18 protein-coding genes are annotated in these 15008 nt (G+C 39.2%); 6 read left to right on the top strand and 12 right to left on the bottom strand.

Going from position 1 to position 15008, the window contains the following annotated elements; all coding sequences use genetic code 11:
- The first annotated feature begins 211 nt into the window (after nt 1-211).
- Nucleotides 212-1054 carry an acetyl-CoA carboxylase, carboxyltransferase subunit beta gene (accD, locus tag B2X72_RS05740; protein ID WP_088160245.1) on the top strand — a complete coding sequence of 281 codons (843 nt, stop codon included), beginning with the start codon at nt 212-214 and terminating at the stop codon, nt 1052-1054.
- Between the two features lie 166 nt (nt 1055-1220).
- On the opposite strand, the gene B2X72_RS05735 is transcribed toward accD, so the two are convergent.
- Entirely contained in the window at nt 1221-1556 is a 336-nt protein-coding gene (locus B2X72_RS05735) for a hypothetical protein (RefSeq protein ID WP_088160244.1), read from the bottom strand.
- A gap of 188 nt (nt 1557-1744) precedes the next feature.
- Between B2X72_RS05735 and B2X72_RS05730 the strand changes: the two genes are divergently transcribed.
- From B2X72_RS05730 to B2X72_RS05720, 3 genes are all read left to right on the top strand, one after another.
- The gene (locus tag B2X72_RS05730; RefSeq protein WP_046674120.1) at nt 1745-2080 is read left to right on the top strand and encodes a MerR family transcriptional regulator; all 336 of its coding nucleotides are present in this window, start codon (nt 1745-1747) and stop codon (nt 2078-2080) included.
- Nucleotides 2081-2273: 193 nt separating this feature from the next.
- A complete protein-coding gene (locus tag B2X72_RS05725; RefSeq protein ID WP_286848512.1) occupies nt 2274-2648 on the top strand; it encodes a DUF488 domain-containing protein in 375 nt (124 codons plus the stop codon).
- 3 nt (nt 2649-2651) lie between these two features.
- Complete coding sequence (locus tag B2X72_RS05720; protein ID WP_088160242.1) at nt 2652-2960, top strand: AraC family ligand binding domain-containing protein; 309 nt, start codon at nt 2652-2654, stop codon at nt 2958-2960.
- A gap of 17 nt (nt 2961-2977) precedes the next feature.
- Here B2X72_RS05720 and B2X72_RS05715 read toward each other — a convergent pair whose 3' ends face one another.
- Together B2X72_RS05715 and B2X72_RS05710 are read right to left on the bottom strand one after the other, a co-directional pair.
- Nucleotides 2978-3472 carry a metallophosphoesterase family protein gene (locus tag B2X72_RS05715; protein WP_088160241.1) on the bottom strand — a complete coding sequence of 165 codons (495 nt, stop codon included), beginning with the start codon at nt 3470-3472 and terminating at the stop codon, nt 2978-2980.
- A 3-nt stretch (nt 3473-3475) separates the two neighbouring features.
- Nucleotides 3476-4183 carry a tRNA1(Val) (adenine(37)-N6)-methyltransferase gene (locus tag B2X72_RS05710; protein WP_088160240.1) on the bottom strand — a complete coding sequence of 236 codons (708 nt, stop codon included), beginning with the start codon at nt 4181-4183 and terminating at the stop codon, nt 3476-3478.
- Nucleotides 4184-4280: 97 nt separating this feature from the next.
- Here B2X72_RS05710 and B2X72_RS05705 point away from each other — a divergent pair, with 97 nt between their 5' ends.
- Nucleotides 4281-5438 carry a hypothetical protein gene (locus B2X72_RS05705; RefSeq protein ID WP_286735783.1) on the top strand — a complete coding sequence of 386 codons (1158 nt, stop codon included), beginning with the start codon at nt 4281-4283 and terminating at the stop codon, nt 5436-5438.
- 200 nt (nt 5439-5638) lie between these two features.
- Here the strand turns inward: B2X72_RS05705 and mutS are convergent, their stop codons facing one another.
- Nucleotides 5639-8245: a DNA mismatch repair protein MutS gene (gene mutS, locus B2X72_RS05700; RefSeq protein ID WP_286735782.1), complete on the bottom strand. Its 2607-nt coding sequence runs from the start codon at nt 8243-8245 to the stop codon at nt 5639-5641.
- A 137-nt stretch (nt 8246-8382) separates the two neighbouring features.
- On the opposite strand from mutS, the gene mtgA reads away from it, so the two are divergent.
- Nucleotides 8383-9147, top strand: a complete 765-nt coding sequence (mtgA, locus tag B2X72_RS05695; protein ID WP_070560704.1) for a monofunctional biosynthetic peptidoglycan transglycosylase — start codon at nt 8383-8385, stop codon at nt 9145-9147.
- Between the two features lie 114 nt (nt 9148-9261).
- On the opposite strand, the gene B2X72_RS05690 is transcribed toward mtgA, so the two are convergent.
- From B2X72_RS05690 to B2X72_RS05655, 8 genes are all read right to left on the bottom strand, one after another.
- Nucleotides 9262-9717 carry an ABC transporter ATPase gene (locus tag B2X72_RS05690; RefSeq protein WP_088160237.1) on the bottom strand — a complete coding sequence of 152 codons (456 nt, stop codon included), beginning with the start codon at nt 9715-9717 and terminating at the stop codon, nt 9262-9264.
- A gap of 194 nt (nt 9718-9911) precedes the next feature.
- Entirely contained in the window at nt 9912-10457 is a 546-nt protein-coding gene (locus tag B2X72_RS05685; protein WP_088160236.1) for a DUF420 domain-containing protein, read from the bottom strand.
- Between the two features lie 7 nt (nt 10458-10464).
- Entirely contained in the window at nt 10465-11193 is a 729-nt protein-coding gene (locus B2X72_RS05680) for an SCO family protein (RefSeq protein WP_088160235.1), read from the bottom strand.
- 9 nt (nt 11194-11202) lie between these two features.
- A complete protein-coding gene (locus tag B2X72_RS05675; RefSeq protein ID WP_088160234.1) occupies nt 11203-11580 on the bottom strand; it encodes a cytochrome C oxidase subunit IV family protein in 378 nt (125 codons plus the stop codon).
- A 24-nt stretch (nt 11581-11604) separates the two neighbouring features.
- Nucleotides 11605-12351, bottom strand: a complete 747-nt coding sequence (locus tag B2X72_RS05670; protein WP_286777342.1) for a cytochrome c oxidase subunit 3 — start codon at nt 12349-12351, stop codon at nt 11605-11607.
- Between the two features lie 9 nt (nt 12352-12360).
- Nucleotides 12361-12942 carry a cytochrome c oxidase subunit 3 gene (locus B2X72_RS05665; protein WP_088160233.1) on the bottom strand — a complete coding sequence of 194 codons (582 nt, stop codon included), beginning with the start codon at nt 12940-12942 and terminating at the stop codon, nt 12361-12363.
- Nucleotides 12942-13847, bottom strand: a complete 906-nt coding sequence (gene cyoE / locus B2X72_RS05660; protein WP_070563553.1) for a heme o synthase — start codon at nt 13845-13847, stop codon at nt 12942-12944. The genes B2X72_RS05665 and cyoE overlap by 1 nt, the downstream gene beginning before the upstream one ends.
- Nucleotides 13848-13920: 73 nt before the next feature.
- Nucleotides 13921-15000, bottom strand: coding sequence for a COX15/CtaA family protein (locus B2X72_RS05655; protein ID WP_237241971.1), 1080 nt, complete (start codon nt 14998-15000; stop codon nt 13921-13923).
- Nucleotides 15001-15008 lie beyond the last annotated feature (8 nt).

The raw sequence follows: 15008 nt of genomic DNA, 5'->3' as shown, positions 1-15008 counted from the left end.
TTTTTTTGACTAATCCTCCGGTCCAAAATTCAATTCTAACCTAATAATCAGCTAAATACCTTATATATCCCAATTGTTACCCGCATTTCCCCTATTTATAGAAGCCCTGTTACACAAGGAGTTTTAATCGCTTGGCATGTACATTCAACACAATTATAATTGTATATAAAAGCAAATTTATATAAGTTTGTAATCGAATAAGAACTATCGTATGAGTTGGTTTAAAAGAGAAAAAGCTGGTATTAGCACAGCTACCGCTAATAAAAAAGAAGCACCTGATGGTATGTGGAACAAATGTCCCACATGTAAAAAACCATTGTTGCATCTTGAACAAGTAGAAAACGACTATGTTTGTCAATATTGTGGGCACCACTTAAGAATTGGCTCCAAAGAATATTTTTCAATTTTATTTGACAATAACGAATTTACAGAACTATTTCCTAATCTAAATTCTGGTGATCCATTAGAATTTTTCGATTCAAAGCCATACCCTGAACGTTTAAAGGAAAGTCAAGCCAAAACAGGCCTGAAAGATGCTTTACGTTCTGGCCATGGAAAAATGAATGGTCAAGACATCGTTATTGCTTGTATGGACTTTAGTTTCATCGGCGGATCAATGGGATCTGTCGTTGGTGAAAAAATCGCGCGTTCGATAGATTACTGTATTGAGCATAAAATTCCATTTATGCTAATCTCCAAATCAGGAGGTGCACGTATGATGGAAGCCGCATTTTCATTGATGCAAATGGCTAAAACTTCGGCTAAATTAGCGTTATTGGCAAAGGCAGGACTTCCTTACGTTTGTTTATTGACTGACCCTACGACAGGAGGAGTTACAGCATCTTACGCGATGTTAGGTGATGTAAATATCGCAGAACCGGGAGCATTAATCGGATTTGCAGGACCACGTGTCATTAAAGAAACAATCAAAAAGGATCTTCCAAAAGGATTCCAGACTTCAGAATTTGTTCTTGAGCATGGATTTTTGGATTTCATTGTCGACCGTAGACAGTTAAAAAACAAAGTAGCTACTTATCTTAAATTAGTGGGATAATCATCCTCAAAATAAAAAAGAAAGCGGTGCCAAGAATATTCTTGGCACCGCTTTCTTTTTTGAAAGTGTCTATTTTATCGGCTAGAAAGCATCTTCAATTCAGCTCATAATTGTTGTGCCTATGACCTTATGAGGCTTTTATGGCAGGGTTGAATAGGCCATCTTTTTAAAGATATCGCCAAAAAGCCCATATTTTTCTTTTGGACAAATAATCTGTTTCGCCCTCCCTGTCATACGCTTCCCGCTCAAAAGAAATACGCCGGTAGGCTTTATCAAAATCTCTAAATTGAATAAAATGAACGACAAATTCTATGAGATACCATACATAGAAAAAGAGAATACCTAATTCAAGCGCCTGTCGCAAATGTATACGCTCATGACGAATCAAGTCGTCCTGCTGTTTAAAAAAGGTATTTTTCAGAAAGATAAAAGGATAAATAGTAATTGCATTGGCTTTTCCAAAAGAGAAGAAATTCGTCCAAAATTTGCTAACTATAATCATATATGATGTTTAGACCGTTTTCAAACTAGTCAAACTTAGAAAAATTTCCCTTTATACACAATTATTATTGGCTTCTCATAAATTGTACCATATCCCTCTCGGTCAGTCCCTAATCAGATAAGAGATCGCAAAAATTTCTTTTTGAATTGGAATTTTTATTAAGTTTGCTATAGATTAATCGTGAAGATATGCCGTACAAAGAGCGTGAAATAAATAAATTGTATTATACAATGGGAGAAGTTACAGAAATGTTTGATGTAAATGCGTCCCAAATACGTTTTTATGAGCGTGAATTTGACATTCTACAACCTAAGAAAAATAAAAAAGGCAATCGCTTATTTACGCAAGAAGATATTGCCAATTTAAAGATCATCTTCAATTTGGTTAAAGATAAAGGTTATACCCTACAGGGTGCACGTGATTACCTGCGTGACAACAAATCTGAGGCAAAAGAAAATCAACGTGTTGTAGATTCATTGGAGCGCTTGAAGAACTTTCTTCTTGAAGTTCGTGATTCACTATAGTACCTGAGAAACTTCTTTTAAAACTCCCGCAATAGGAAACTTTCCATCGTTTTCACCAACTTCTTCCCGTCTATCCGAGAGGGAAATTCTTTCGATTTATAGAAGAAATAAGATAACGAGCTGACACATTTTACAGCTGAAAATCATATATTTATTTTACATCAGTAATAGTGTTATTTTATAATATATAGCCATGAAAATTGTGCTAAAAAGAATATATGATGCAGCTTCCCCTAGTGATGGGTATCGTGTACTCATCGATAGACTTTGGCCTCGTGGAATAACAAAGGAAAAGGCTCATTTGTCTGAATGGAATAAGAATCTTGCCCCTTCAAAAGAACTTCGGATCTGGTATCACCACAATCCAGCTTTGTGGGATGACTTCTCGGAAAAATATCGAACAGAACTAAAGCATAACAACTATTGCAAGGAATTTCTTGACCACAACAAGCAACAAGAAATCATTACGTTATTATATGCCACCCATGATACCTTGCATACCCACGCCCTGATCTTACAGACCTATTTACAGGACCTTTATCAACAATATATCAGCAACAACAGATAATCCATGCAGACAGCATCTATTTTTCAAAACGTCACATTTCAGGACAAAAAACCCAAAATGGACCTCCTGCTAGAAACAAATGGCAGCAAAGAATATCGCTTGGCTTTTGCAGAAGGGCAATATCTAAAGGAGCATACAACAGCTGCATCAATTATTGTGGAAATTGTCGAAGGCAATATTGATTTTGGCGTTAACGGAAGCAAAATCAGTCTAACGAAAGGCATGTTAGTGACATTAGAGCCGAATGTACCGCACGATCTCTTTGCCATTACCCAAAGTATCGTCCGGCTGTCTATTCATAAAAAAGACTGAAGAAGAATCTAGGTGACTTAACGGTCTTTGAGTTCAATAACCTCCAGGTTCTCAATTTTATCTTTATTGATCTCAAACCGCATTAATGTCCTTACTTTGTGCCAGCCCTGCTTACCTGCCGCCCCAGGGTTGAGATGGAGACAATGGATCTTGGGGTCGAAGATAACCTTTAAGATATGTGAATGTCCAGTAATAAATAATTTAGGTGGATTTTTCATCAATTCCCCTTTTATGCGTGCAGCATATTTCCCCGGATAACCACCAATATGTGTCATAAATACGTCCACTTCCTCACACCTAAACCTCAAATCTTCTGGAAATTGTAAACGAATTTCCTGACCATCAATGTTTCCGTATACTCCGCGCAGTGGCTTAAAAGCGGCTAACCGATCCGCAACATCAGGATCACCAAAATCGCCCACATGCCATATCTCGTCGCAGGCTGCAAAATGAGTAAATACAGCTTCATCTAAAAAAGAATGTGTATCCGAGAGTAATCCGATCTTTGTCATCACTTAAAAAGCTAAAAAATAAGGTGCCAAGGCATTTCGATAAGCTTCTGAATAAATACCCTTGGCGGCATAAATAACAAACGTACGTTGAGCGAGCAGTTCGACGCGTAAGCGTTCAAATGTAACGATTTTCCGAATGGCCGATTCCCCTTCAAAGGAGCTTATTTGTACTTCACTGGAACAGTATAATCCCCTTTCCGCCGAAATTTTAGTCAACGTTTCCGCTAATGCCGTTGGAACGATCAACACTAATTTTCCCCGATCCGATAAACGTAAAGCGGCGAAATCCAGCAGTTCAGCAAAAAAATCCAGATCGGTATGTCGCGCCAGCTTCTTGCGTTCATCCGGGTTATGTAAGGAATCTGTATAAAAGGGTGGATTTGATACGATCAGATCGTAATGCCCTTGTACATCCATTTGTTGAAAGGAGGAAGCATGCAGCACTAAACGTTCCTGGAAAATGGAATTACGGAAGTTTCTGTCAGCCATCGCAGCAGCCAAAGGGTCAATTTCGACAGCCTCTACCCTACTGTCTACGAGCCGTTGAGCCAACATCAATGCAATGACTCCCGTACCTGTACCTACGTCCAGTATCCGGTCCACAGGTTCTACTTCCAGCAAGGAAGCCAGCAGTACACCATCTGTGTTAATTTTCATTGCACAGTCAGACTGATCAACCTCAAACTGTTTAAACCGAAATATCGACGCCATACATCAAAGATAAAACTTTTAGAACCTTTGGTACAAACAAACCAGTGTATCCTGCAATTTATTTGCTAATTTAGTCAGCAACAAATCTATATAAGCCATGAATATCCGTCAGCTTGCTTTTATGATATTGATCATCATCGGTGTGCTTCCTACAAAACTATTGCATGCACAAGAGAATTGTGACCGGCATACAACTGAAATACTTCCCTTATTGACAAAAACATTGAACAACAATGACTTTGACAAAATTGATCCTTTACTCAATAGTATACAAGCTAGCTGTGGTACCAACGAGTTTGTACAGCGTTTACGTATTCTTATATACATCATTGAAAAAAAGAATACCACAACAGAGATCAAAAATTATATAGACAATCAATTCGATAAAAATTTTCTACAAAGACTGGATGCGGCAGACCAGGACGATTTTTCAACACAATACGAACAGCATAAGGAAAAATACAATTTCGTGCCATTAAGGCATCCCCTGGACGGCCTGATAAAAGTAAGAGCCAAAGCCCTGCTTGCTTCCGATAGTTATACGTTAACCGATCAGGAAAAAACTATTTTAGAGCTTTTTTCAGATACTGAAGTTGCCAATGCCGTACAAGACCAACAAGCTAACGAACAAGATAATCAACAGCGGTTTCCAGTCCCCAAAGTGTACAGAGATAGACAGAAAGCCAAACTGGGCTATGTTCCTTCAATCGGCGTAGTCACCCCACTTGGCGGAGCCAACAAAATTTTCGGAACCAACATAAACTTTGGATTTATGCTGATGAGCTCGCTGGAAAGAAAATTTATTTTCGAAGGTGGCTTCAAGGTGCGCATCAACTCAAACGACCGCAATATTGATTACAATTACGAGGGCTCCAATGTTTCGGTCAATTCTTCAGCGACCGCATTTATGGGCGGTGCTGTAGGTTACAAAGTTTTTGACAACGACAAATTTATACTGATTCCAAAAGGTATCCTTGGCATAGATATTACAGATACCGGCATCACAGAAAGTGCTTATTCCTCCGGTTATTATGATCCGGATGGTTATTATTATGATGGCGGATACACCGATCGTATGGTAACCATCAATAATGTGCACTTAGGACTTGGTCTCGCATCCCTATTTCGCATGAAAAACCAAAAGTACATTGGTTTCGAACTCGGCTATCATTACACGCCTTATGATGCAAGCAGCAAGGTATTGATCCCGATACAGGCAAATTATGGAAGCTTGGAGCTATTCTTCAGGTTTTAGGCAAATAGCCCTCAAAAACCTGATGACTTCGCAGACACCAACAGCAATGAAAGCGAGCTGAAGGTTCTTTCTGGCCAATAAGACCAGACACTTTCAGAAAAAAATACGCCAGATGATGTCTATCTTACAAAACATCATCTGGCGTATATAAATCGAAAAAAATTCCGCTTGAGATCAATTTCCCAAGCCAAAAGGAAGATTTAATTCTTCAAAAGGCGTTGTATCTCATCCAATTTCATTAATGCTTCAACCGGAGTAAGCGAATTAACATCCAGGTTATTCAGCATATCCCTGATCTTATTCAAGACAGGATCATCAATAGAAAACATCTGCAATTGGTAGGCCTGTTTCTGGATTTTGCGCATGCTATCTTTAATCTGCTCACCACCTGTGCGCTCCTGCTCCAGCCTTTTCAAAATTTGATTGGCCCGATTAAGCAACTTTTGCGGCATTCCAGCGAGCTTTGCCACATGGATTCCGAAACTATGCTCTGAGCCTCCTGGAACAAGTTTACGCAAGAAAATAACTTTGTTATTAACCTCCTTCACCGTTACATTATAGTTTTTTATACGATCCAACGAAGTAGTCAGCTCGTTTAATTCATGGTAATGCGTGGCAAACAAGGTTTTTGCCTTAGCAGCAGGATGATTATGTAAAAACTCGGCAATAGCCCAGGCAATAGAAATACCGTCATAAGTACTTGTACCACGACCGATTTCATCCAAAAGAATAAGACTGCGGTCCGATAGATTATTCATGATGCTCGCGGTTTCATTCATCTCCACCATAAACGTAGATTCACCCGAAGAAAGATTGTCCGAAGCACCTACACGGGTGAAAATTTTGTCAACCAGGCCAATCTTAGCCTCTTTTGCTGGCACAAAACAACCAATTTGCGCCATTAACACGATCAATCCAGTCTGACGGAGCAATGCAGATTTACCCGCCATGTTAGGGCCCGTAATAATAATAATCTGCTGTGTTTTCGGATCTAAAAAAGTATCATTGGTAATATAATCCTCACCTATCGGCAGGTTTCTTTCAATGACAGGGTGTCTTCCACCTTTAATATCCAAAATCTTGCTCTCGCTGACTTCGGGTTTTACATAATAGTTTTTCTCCGCTACAACAGCAAAGTTAAGCAGTACATCCAACTTGGCTATGAGCTGGGCGTTGAGTTGAATAGGTTTGATGTATTCAGCAATGGCAACCAATAGCTCAGCATATAATCTATTCTCAAGCGCTTGTATCTTCTCCTCAGCACCGAGAATCTGTTCTTCATATTCTTTAAGTTCCTCCGTAATGTAACGTTCAGCATTCACCAGTGTCTGTTTACGGATCCACGTCGTCGGAACCTTATCTTTGTGCGTATTTGTGACCTCCAGATAATAACCGAAAACATTATTGAACGCTATTTTTAAAGAAGGAATCCCTGTGAGTTCCGCTTCCCTTTTTTGGATCTCAAGCAGATAATCCTTGCCACCAAAAGCGATCTTGCGCAATCGATCCAATTCAGGGTCCACCCCTTCCGCGATTACACTCCCCTTATTGATTGCGGCAGGAGGCTCCGCCTGAACCTGTTGCTCGATTTTTTCACGTATAACAGCACAAGCATCTAACTGATCTGAGATTGTCCGAAGAGCATCAGCATCTTTACGATCCGTAAGTTCCTTCAATTTCTCAATAGCATATAATGCGCGCTTCAATTGCACAATTTCCCGCGGATTCGCTTTTTGCAGTCCGATCTTGGAAATTAAACGTTCCAGATCTCCCACCTGCTTGATCTGACCAATCAGCTCATCCCGCAAATCACGGTTAGTGAAAAAGAAATCGACCACATTCAATCGCTCCTGAATACTCTTTTTGTCTTTGAGCGGCATCACGATCCAGCGCTTGAGCAGACGCGCTCCCATTGGACTGGATGTATGATCCAATACATCGGATAGCGTTACCGCATTTTCATTCAACGATCCGATTAATTCCAAATTGCGAATCGTAAAACGATCCAGCCACATAAAACGGTCCTCTTCAATACGGGAAAGCGTAGAAATGTGTTGCAGATTACGATGCTCGGTTTCATTGAGGTAATGCAATGCTACACCAGCAGCAACAACTCCTGCAGTCATGCGGTCCACACCAAATCCTTTCATCGAGGAGACTTCAAAATGCTTCAATAGCGTTTCAGTGGCATAATCACCCGTATAAGGCCACTCGTCAAGAAAATAGGTGTAATATTGTGATCCAAACTGCTCTGTAAACTCCTTGCTCTGTTTTTTTGAAAGAATAATTTCTCTCGGTTTAAAACCTTGAAGCAATTTATCTATATAGGCCACACTACCTTGAGCAACCAGAAATTCACCTGTTGAAATATCTAAGAAAGAAATACCGATCCGCTCCTTTTCGATAAAAATTGATGCTAAATAATTATTCGATTTCTGTTGAACAATATTGTCACTGTAGGAGACTCCAGGTGTCACTAGCTCGGTCACACCGCGCTTAACAATTGTTTTTGTCGTCTTCGGATCCTCCAGCTGATCACAGATCGCCACCCGTTGGCCAGCACGCACCAGTTTCGGAAGATAGGTTTCCAATGAATGATGGGGAAAACCAGCCAATGCAGTTTCCGATTCCGAGCCATTGCCACGCTTTGTCAAAACGATGCCCAAAATCTGGGCAGCTTTGATCGCATCCTCACCAAATGTCTCGTAAAAATCGCCAACACGGAACAACAACAACGCTCCAGGATACTTAATCTTGATCGCATTGTACTGTTGCATCAATGGGGTCACTTTCTTTTCTTTTGCCAACTTTTAAAATCAATTTTTATGAAGCGTAAAAATAGGATAATATCGTCGCTTTGGCAAACGATACACTCAACTTCTCGACAAAATCATTTCCATTAAACAAGAATATAAGCTAAGTTTGTATCCGAAAAAAATTAGTCATGGCCATCAAAAGATCTGGTAAACAAAATACGTCCAGCAAACAACAAAATACCTTCAAAAAAAAATCCTTCAACCCATTGAAGTCCATAAAATCTCCTATCCTGCGCATTGTGACACGGGTAGTACTCTATTTTATTGGCATTTCACTCTTTTGGGTCATTAGCCTGCGGTTTATTAATCCTCCCATCACTTGGTTGATGATTCAACGTGGGTTTGAGCTAAAAGAACAGGGCAAGGGATTTAAACTGGAAAAAAACTGGCTGGATTACGATGAACTTTCGGACAACCTAAAGTTAGCGGCCATTGCCGGAGAAGACGCTCACTTTATGACACACTGGGGATTCGACATGCAAGGAATTCAGAATGCCATTAAAAAAAATGCACAGGGAAAGAAATTACGCGGCGGAAGTACAATCAGTCAGCAGGTAGCCAAAAATGTCTTTTTATGGCCAGGGCGCTCCTGGTTAAGAAAAGGCTTCGAGACCTACTTTACCATTCTTATCGAAACATTCTGGAGCAAGAAACGCATCCTCGAAGTTTATCTTAATGTGATTGAAATGGGACAGGGAGTTTATGGTGCGGATGCGGCAGCTTCGTATTATTTTAGCAAAACAGGCAGCAATCTTTCCAAAAAACAGGCCGCATTGATTATAGCCATATTGCCAAACCCAAGAGAATGGGATGCGCGTAACCCTTCTGCTTATGTCAATAGACGTGCAAATGCGATAGCAAAATATATGCATCATTATACTATTCCTGAATAAGCGAAACCATCGCTGTTCGGCGGATCGATCAGAAGAGAAGCAATACAGATCTATAGATCAAAAAGAAAGGCCATATGTAACTATGGCCTTTCTTATATAAAATGGTTTTACAACCTATCTAAAAAGTCGTTTATGCCAGCTTTGATGGAAGGGTATTACCCAAGCGTCTTCCATTTGATGCTCATGGGTAATGGTATTATCAAATACTAAGGTATTATCGTTGATGGTACCGTCTGCCAATAACTTCTCAAATCCGTCATGGTTAACCACGCCTATTCCCTGATCCCCTTTATATGCAAATTGCATTCGATCAAATAGTTGAATACCATACTTCGATTCAACTCCTTTTAAAAATCGAACCGAACTATCAATAGAACAACCTGATGCAGCCGCCACTTCCTCGTCCACCTTAAGGATGATAAAAAGATTATCCCGCAATTCTGCGGATGCAGAAAGTGGTTTTCCATGCACTTTCCATTGTTCGGCAAACGCTTTCAGGTCAGTAACAATCTCCTGTCCCTCTGTCGCCGTTAACAGGCGATCTGCCTGATAAATCCAGATACGCTTCATATGCGAATGATTTTTACAGATCCATCTAGCCGATATGAATCAACTGATTAATCCGATACTGTTTATACTCCCGGATACATGGAATATAGTCTCCATCGCATCCGATTTCATTTAAATATTAAACCAGATTAAACAACTCGAATCCGGCGTGCCATTGTATTTCATCACAATACCTTGACCCTCAACTCTTACCACTAACCAATATAATACGGAGAGATCATCAAATAAACGATCACGCCGGTAACAGCTACATAAAGCCACATGGGATAAGTAATACGGGCAAGCTTTTTATGACGCTCATAAGAACCCGATATGCCTCTAACAAATGTAAAGAGTACAAAGGGGATGATGATAATGGAAAGCAAAATATGCGTGATCAGGATAAAGAAATAGATCGGTCTTAAAATTCCCTCGCCGCCATATTTCGTTTCGATTGAAGTCATGTGATAAGCGACATACATCGCCAGAAAAGCTAAAGAGCAAGCAATACACATTTTGATCAAACGCTCGTGCAGGGGCTTATTACCCTTTTTTATCGCAGCCACAGCCCAAAAAAGCAATACAGCCGTAATCCCATTGATAGCCGCGTAGATAGGAGGCAAAAATGTTAGCGGTTTTACATCATAACCCAGCTTTTGTAAATTCACCGTAAAAAGGATAGCAACCACTATCGGTATCACAATCGATAGCAACCAAATCCATTTACTATACTTTTTTTCCTTGTTAAGACTCTCTTCCATGATATAATTACCTCTTTTGTTCTATTGTAGCTGGATGGTTTCGGACTTCCTCGACCAATAATAATTTGATTTCATCCTCAAGGCGGTCAACATCCGTTTTGACATTAATGTCATAAATACCTCTTATCCGTCCTTTTGTATCAAGTAAAAGATAATTAGACCCAATAATAAATGGTTTGCTGCCCTCCTTATTGACAAGTGCATCTTGTAATAAACTTTCCTGGGCAAATTTAAAGATATCAACAGAAGGATCTGTCACAAAAAACCAAGATTTGGTCCATGGTTTGTAAACTTTTGCGTATTTAGCTAACACTTCTGGTGTATCGTATGCCGTATCAACCGTAATTGAATACAAGCGGACCTTCTTATTCTGAATAAATCGATTGGCGATTTGATCCAAACGCTTAATCATCGTCCGCGATAATGAAGCATCTCTAGAGTACATCAGATGGACGACAGAAAGTGTTGTATCATTATCCAATAGATGCACTTTCTTGCCATCGAAATTCACAAAATCAACCGGGGGTACAGTATGGTAGATGGTATCGGGAATATCACGTCCCCATTTACGATGGGTAGTTCCCGGAACCTCTTTCTTTCCAAAAATTGGCAAAGAGGCGTAGCTATTAGAACCGCTTTTATTTAGTACAAAATATAAAAATCCTGGCAATAAAAGAATTACTGCCAGGATCAATATAGTTTTAATACCTTTCTTTTGTCCAGTATTATTATCCATTCACTTTATCTATTTATTTGGAAACAATTGATGTTCTTGAAAAGCAGATGCTAAATACCCTCCTTCAACAAGCATCAAAACAATAAAATAAATAATAAAAATAAACACAATTGCAACGGTAACAATGAAACTCGACTTCTCGAATTTCAAGTGCATAAAGAATGCAACGATATAATAAGCTTTAACTAAAGTAAGCACGATATAAATAGTATTTACTAACGCACCTTTAGCTAAAATTTGCCAATGGTGCACGAAGCCCAATGCAATTAAAAACTCTAGACAAGTAAGGGCTAAAAGTACACCAAATACTCTCCAGATGGCCTTCTTATCCATCCCACCTTCGTGAGCGTGCTCTCCGTGAGCGATATTATCTTGATATTGTGACATAGCTTTTGTAATTAAATTGTTTTACTAAACAAGGTAGAAAAGTGTAAACACGAATACCCACACTAAATCCACAAAGTGCCAATATAGACCTACTTTTTCAATCATTAAATATGATCCTCTTTTCTCGAATGTATTGTTCAACGTCATACACAAAACAATGATATTTAAAAGAATACCTACTGATACGTGGAAACCATGAAAACCAGTAATGGTAAAGAAGAGGTTGGCAAACTGTAAAGCCGAAGTATAAGATATATCTCCTGTAAAAAACTTACCTAATTTCTCTACCACATTATCACCTTGCATGTGAGTTGTAATATCAGTTGCCGGGTTACGTCCGAACCAAAAGCCTTCGTGGTGCAAATGCGTCCACTCTAATGCCTGACAACCAACGAAACAAAGACCACCTAAGATTGTCCATAACATCCATTTAACAACCTCATGCTTCGAATTACGATGTCCAGCTTCAACCGCCAACACCATAGTTACTGAAGACATAATCAAAATAAATGTCATCAAACCGACAAATACTAAGGGTTGTCCCCCGTCAGTAATTCCTGGAATAGATTGAAAAACCTTATCAGGATCCGGCCATACAGCGTGTGAAAATCGTTGTGCGCCATAATAAACCAAAAATGCAGAAAATGTGAAGGCATCCCCTACCAAGAAAAACCACATCATGATTTTTCCATACTCTAAGTTCCAAGGTGATTTCCCACCATTCCATGGACCAGTTTTTACCTTATCCAATTGCGATACTGTTGTACTCATTGTTTACTATTATTGATTCAAAAGTAAGAAAACATATATATAAATCCATAAAAGATCGAGAAAATGCCAAAAAATACTGGCAAGATCCATGCGGAAAAGATTGCCGTCTTTAGGAAGTTTGTTAATTCCTATAATCGCGCCAATCAAAACGATCAACCCCGCAATAATATGCGCCAAGTGCATCCAGATAAAAACGTAAATAAAAGATTGCGATGCATTGTTATTCACAAAATAAACACCCCTATCGATCAATACATTCCAAGCATGAACTTGCAAGGCAAAAAATACAGCTCCCAAAATAAAAGTTGCTATCAAAAACAACCGTTGTTTGGAAGACTCGCCATTTTTAGCCGCTTTATGTGCTAAAAACATCGTTAGACTACTAACCGCAATCACCAAGGTACTATATAAAAGTGCATTTGGCAATAGGGTCTTAATCCCTTTGTCCACGCCGCTCGCTGTATATACAATGAAACCACTGGATAACGCCGCAAACATCATGAACATACCCAACATACCCAACCATAGGTTGAACTTTTGGGCTTTTCTCTGTACTAACTTCTCGTCAGTTTGTGCTTGTATATCTAACATTATTTCAACGGAATAAAGTTAAGCAATAATACGAGTTGTGTCACAGGTAAATAAATAAATGAGGTAAACATCACTTTCTTCGCTGAAGGAATATCACAATTCTTAAACAGCAAATAACCGTAATAACCAAACATTATTCCACCGACCACGGATACAATCGTAAACCAAATTCCACCAAAGCCAAAATGATAAGGTATAAAACCTGCAGGTATCATAAACAAACCTGAAATGAATACCATAAACGCAGATATCTTATCACGTTTTGTCGTCGGCAATAAGCGAAAGCCCGCTAATTTATAGTCATCATCCACAACCCAGGCAATTGCCCAGAAATGCGGAAACTGCCATAAAAACTGAATAGCAAACAACACAAAGGGAATAATAATAATTGCCGCTTCGTTATGTCCACTATAGTAGGCTAAATCGTCTTGCGAAAAGGCTGCATAATATCCAATTAATGGCGGAAATGCACCCGGAAACGCGCCGACAAACACTGCTATTGGTGATTTTCTTTTTAATGGTGTATAGATAAAGGCGTAAAGAAGGATACAGAAAACCGACAGCAGACCAGCGACAAAATTTAAACGAACAAGCACCAAGGTTCCTAAGATGCCCATAAAGACACTCAATACCAAAGCCTGTCCTGTTGTCATGCGGCCTGATGGCAACGGTCTGTCCTCCGTACGTTTCATCAGTTTATCCAAATCCTTTTCAATGATCTCATTAAAACCGTTGGCAGAACCTGTCACCAGAAAACCACCTATAGTCAACAATAACCAATTGAACCAGAATATATCACCCTGTTGTTTTGATCCTATCAGAAAAGCAATTGACGCGGAAAATACGACCGTCAATGTAAGTCTCAACTTAACAAGCTTTTTGAAATCTGAAATAAATTCTTTCATAACTAAAAGAGACCTCCTACTATCAGTGTAATTAAACACGTACTTTTAAACATAAACATCCCGAATTCCAAGATTAGTGCCTTTGCTTGTTTAACAATAACAACAGGTAGAACTGTGCCCCAAATAAGAGCGTAGCTACCACCAAATGCGTTGTCTGTGCAAATGCAGGTATTGCAAATCGAGCTAAGATAATTCCTGATAGCATTTGGATACCCACTAGAATCAATGCGATTAAAGCAAATTTATATTGCTTAGAACCCGTATTAAAACTCGTGCGGACCAAAAAGAATAATACAATAACTAAAATCAAAGAACAATATGCCAACCAGCGATGTAACTCAAACTGTTGGCCAATAGTTGTTATAAAATCAGTCCGGGCTATCGTTGAACCGGTTAATAAATCAACCTCCTCTCGAACTCCCGTTCCGACAATTACCTGTGTTAGCATCAATAAAATTGAAGCAATAGCAAGCCCTTTTAATATACCCAAAGAACGATTGACCAGTAAGGTCTTGTTTCGCAAAGTAACTGCTTTGAAATATGTATAAATACTAATACAAACAATTACAATGGCTAAGAGCATATGTACCGTAATAATCCAGGGCATCAGATTTGTCGATACAACGATCGATCCCAGCCAAGCCTGAAGTACGACAACAAAAAGATTAATCACTGACCAAACAACGATCGAGCTTTTTGATTTTAAATAGGTGAAAGAATAAATAGCTGTAAATAACAAACAGAATCCGGAAACAACGCCTACCAACCGATTGATATATTCCGTCCAAGTTTTCGCAACATTAAACTCTTCATGCTGCAAAATACTCTTATCGGTACGGAGCTTGTAAGCCATTTCCTTATCGCCGAAAAATTCTACAATTTTCGCGAAACGTTCGTTCTTCTTTGCTCTTCCTTCAATATAATGCTGTTCATATCCTTGAGGTAATTGGGAGATATCTGTTGGAGGAATAATACGGTTAAAACATCTTGGCCAATCTGGGCATCCCATTCCTGACCCTGTACTCCGAACAACTCCTCCAGCAATAATGACCAAAAACAACACAATGATCGTTATAAAATTGGTCTTTATAAATCGCTTCTCAGCTGCTGGAAACATAATACTACCCCTACCTCTTAAAATACAAACTTCCATAAAATAGA

The sequence above is a fragment of the Sphingobacterium sp. UBA7253 genome (assembly GCF_002472745.1).
Lineage (GTDB): Bacteria > Bacteroidota > Bacteroidia > Sphingobacteriales > Sphingobacteriaceae > Sphingobacterium > Sphingobacterium siyangense.
Note: the sequence above shows the minus strand (reverse complement) of the source record. Positions and strands in the feature narration are given on the sequence as shown.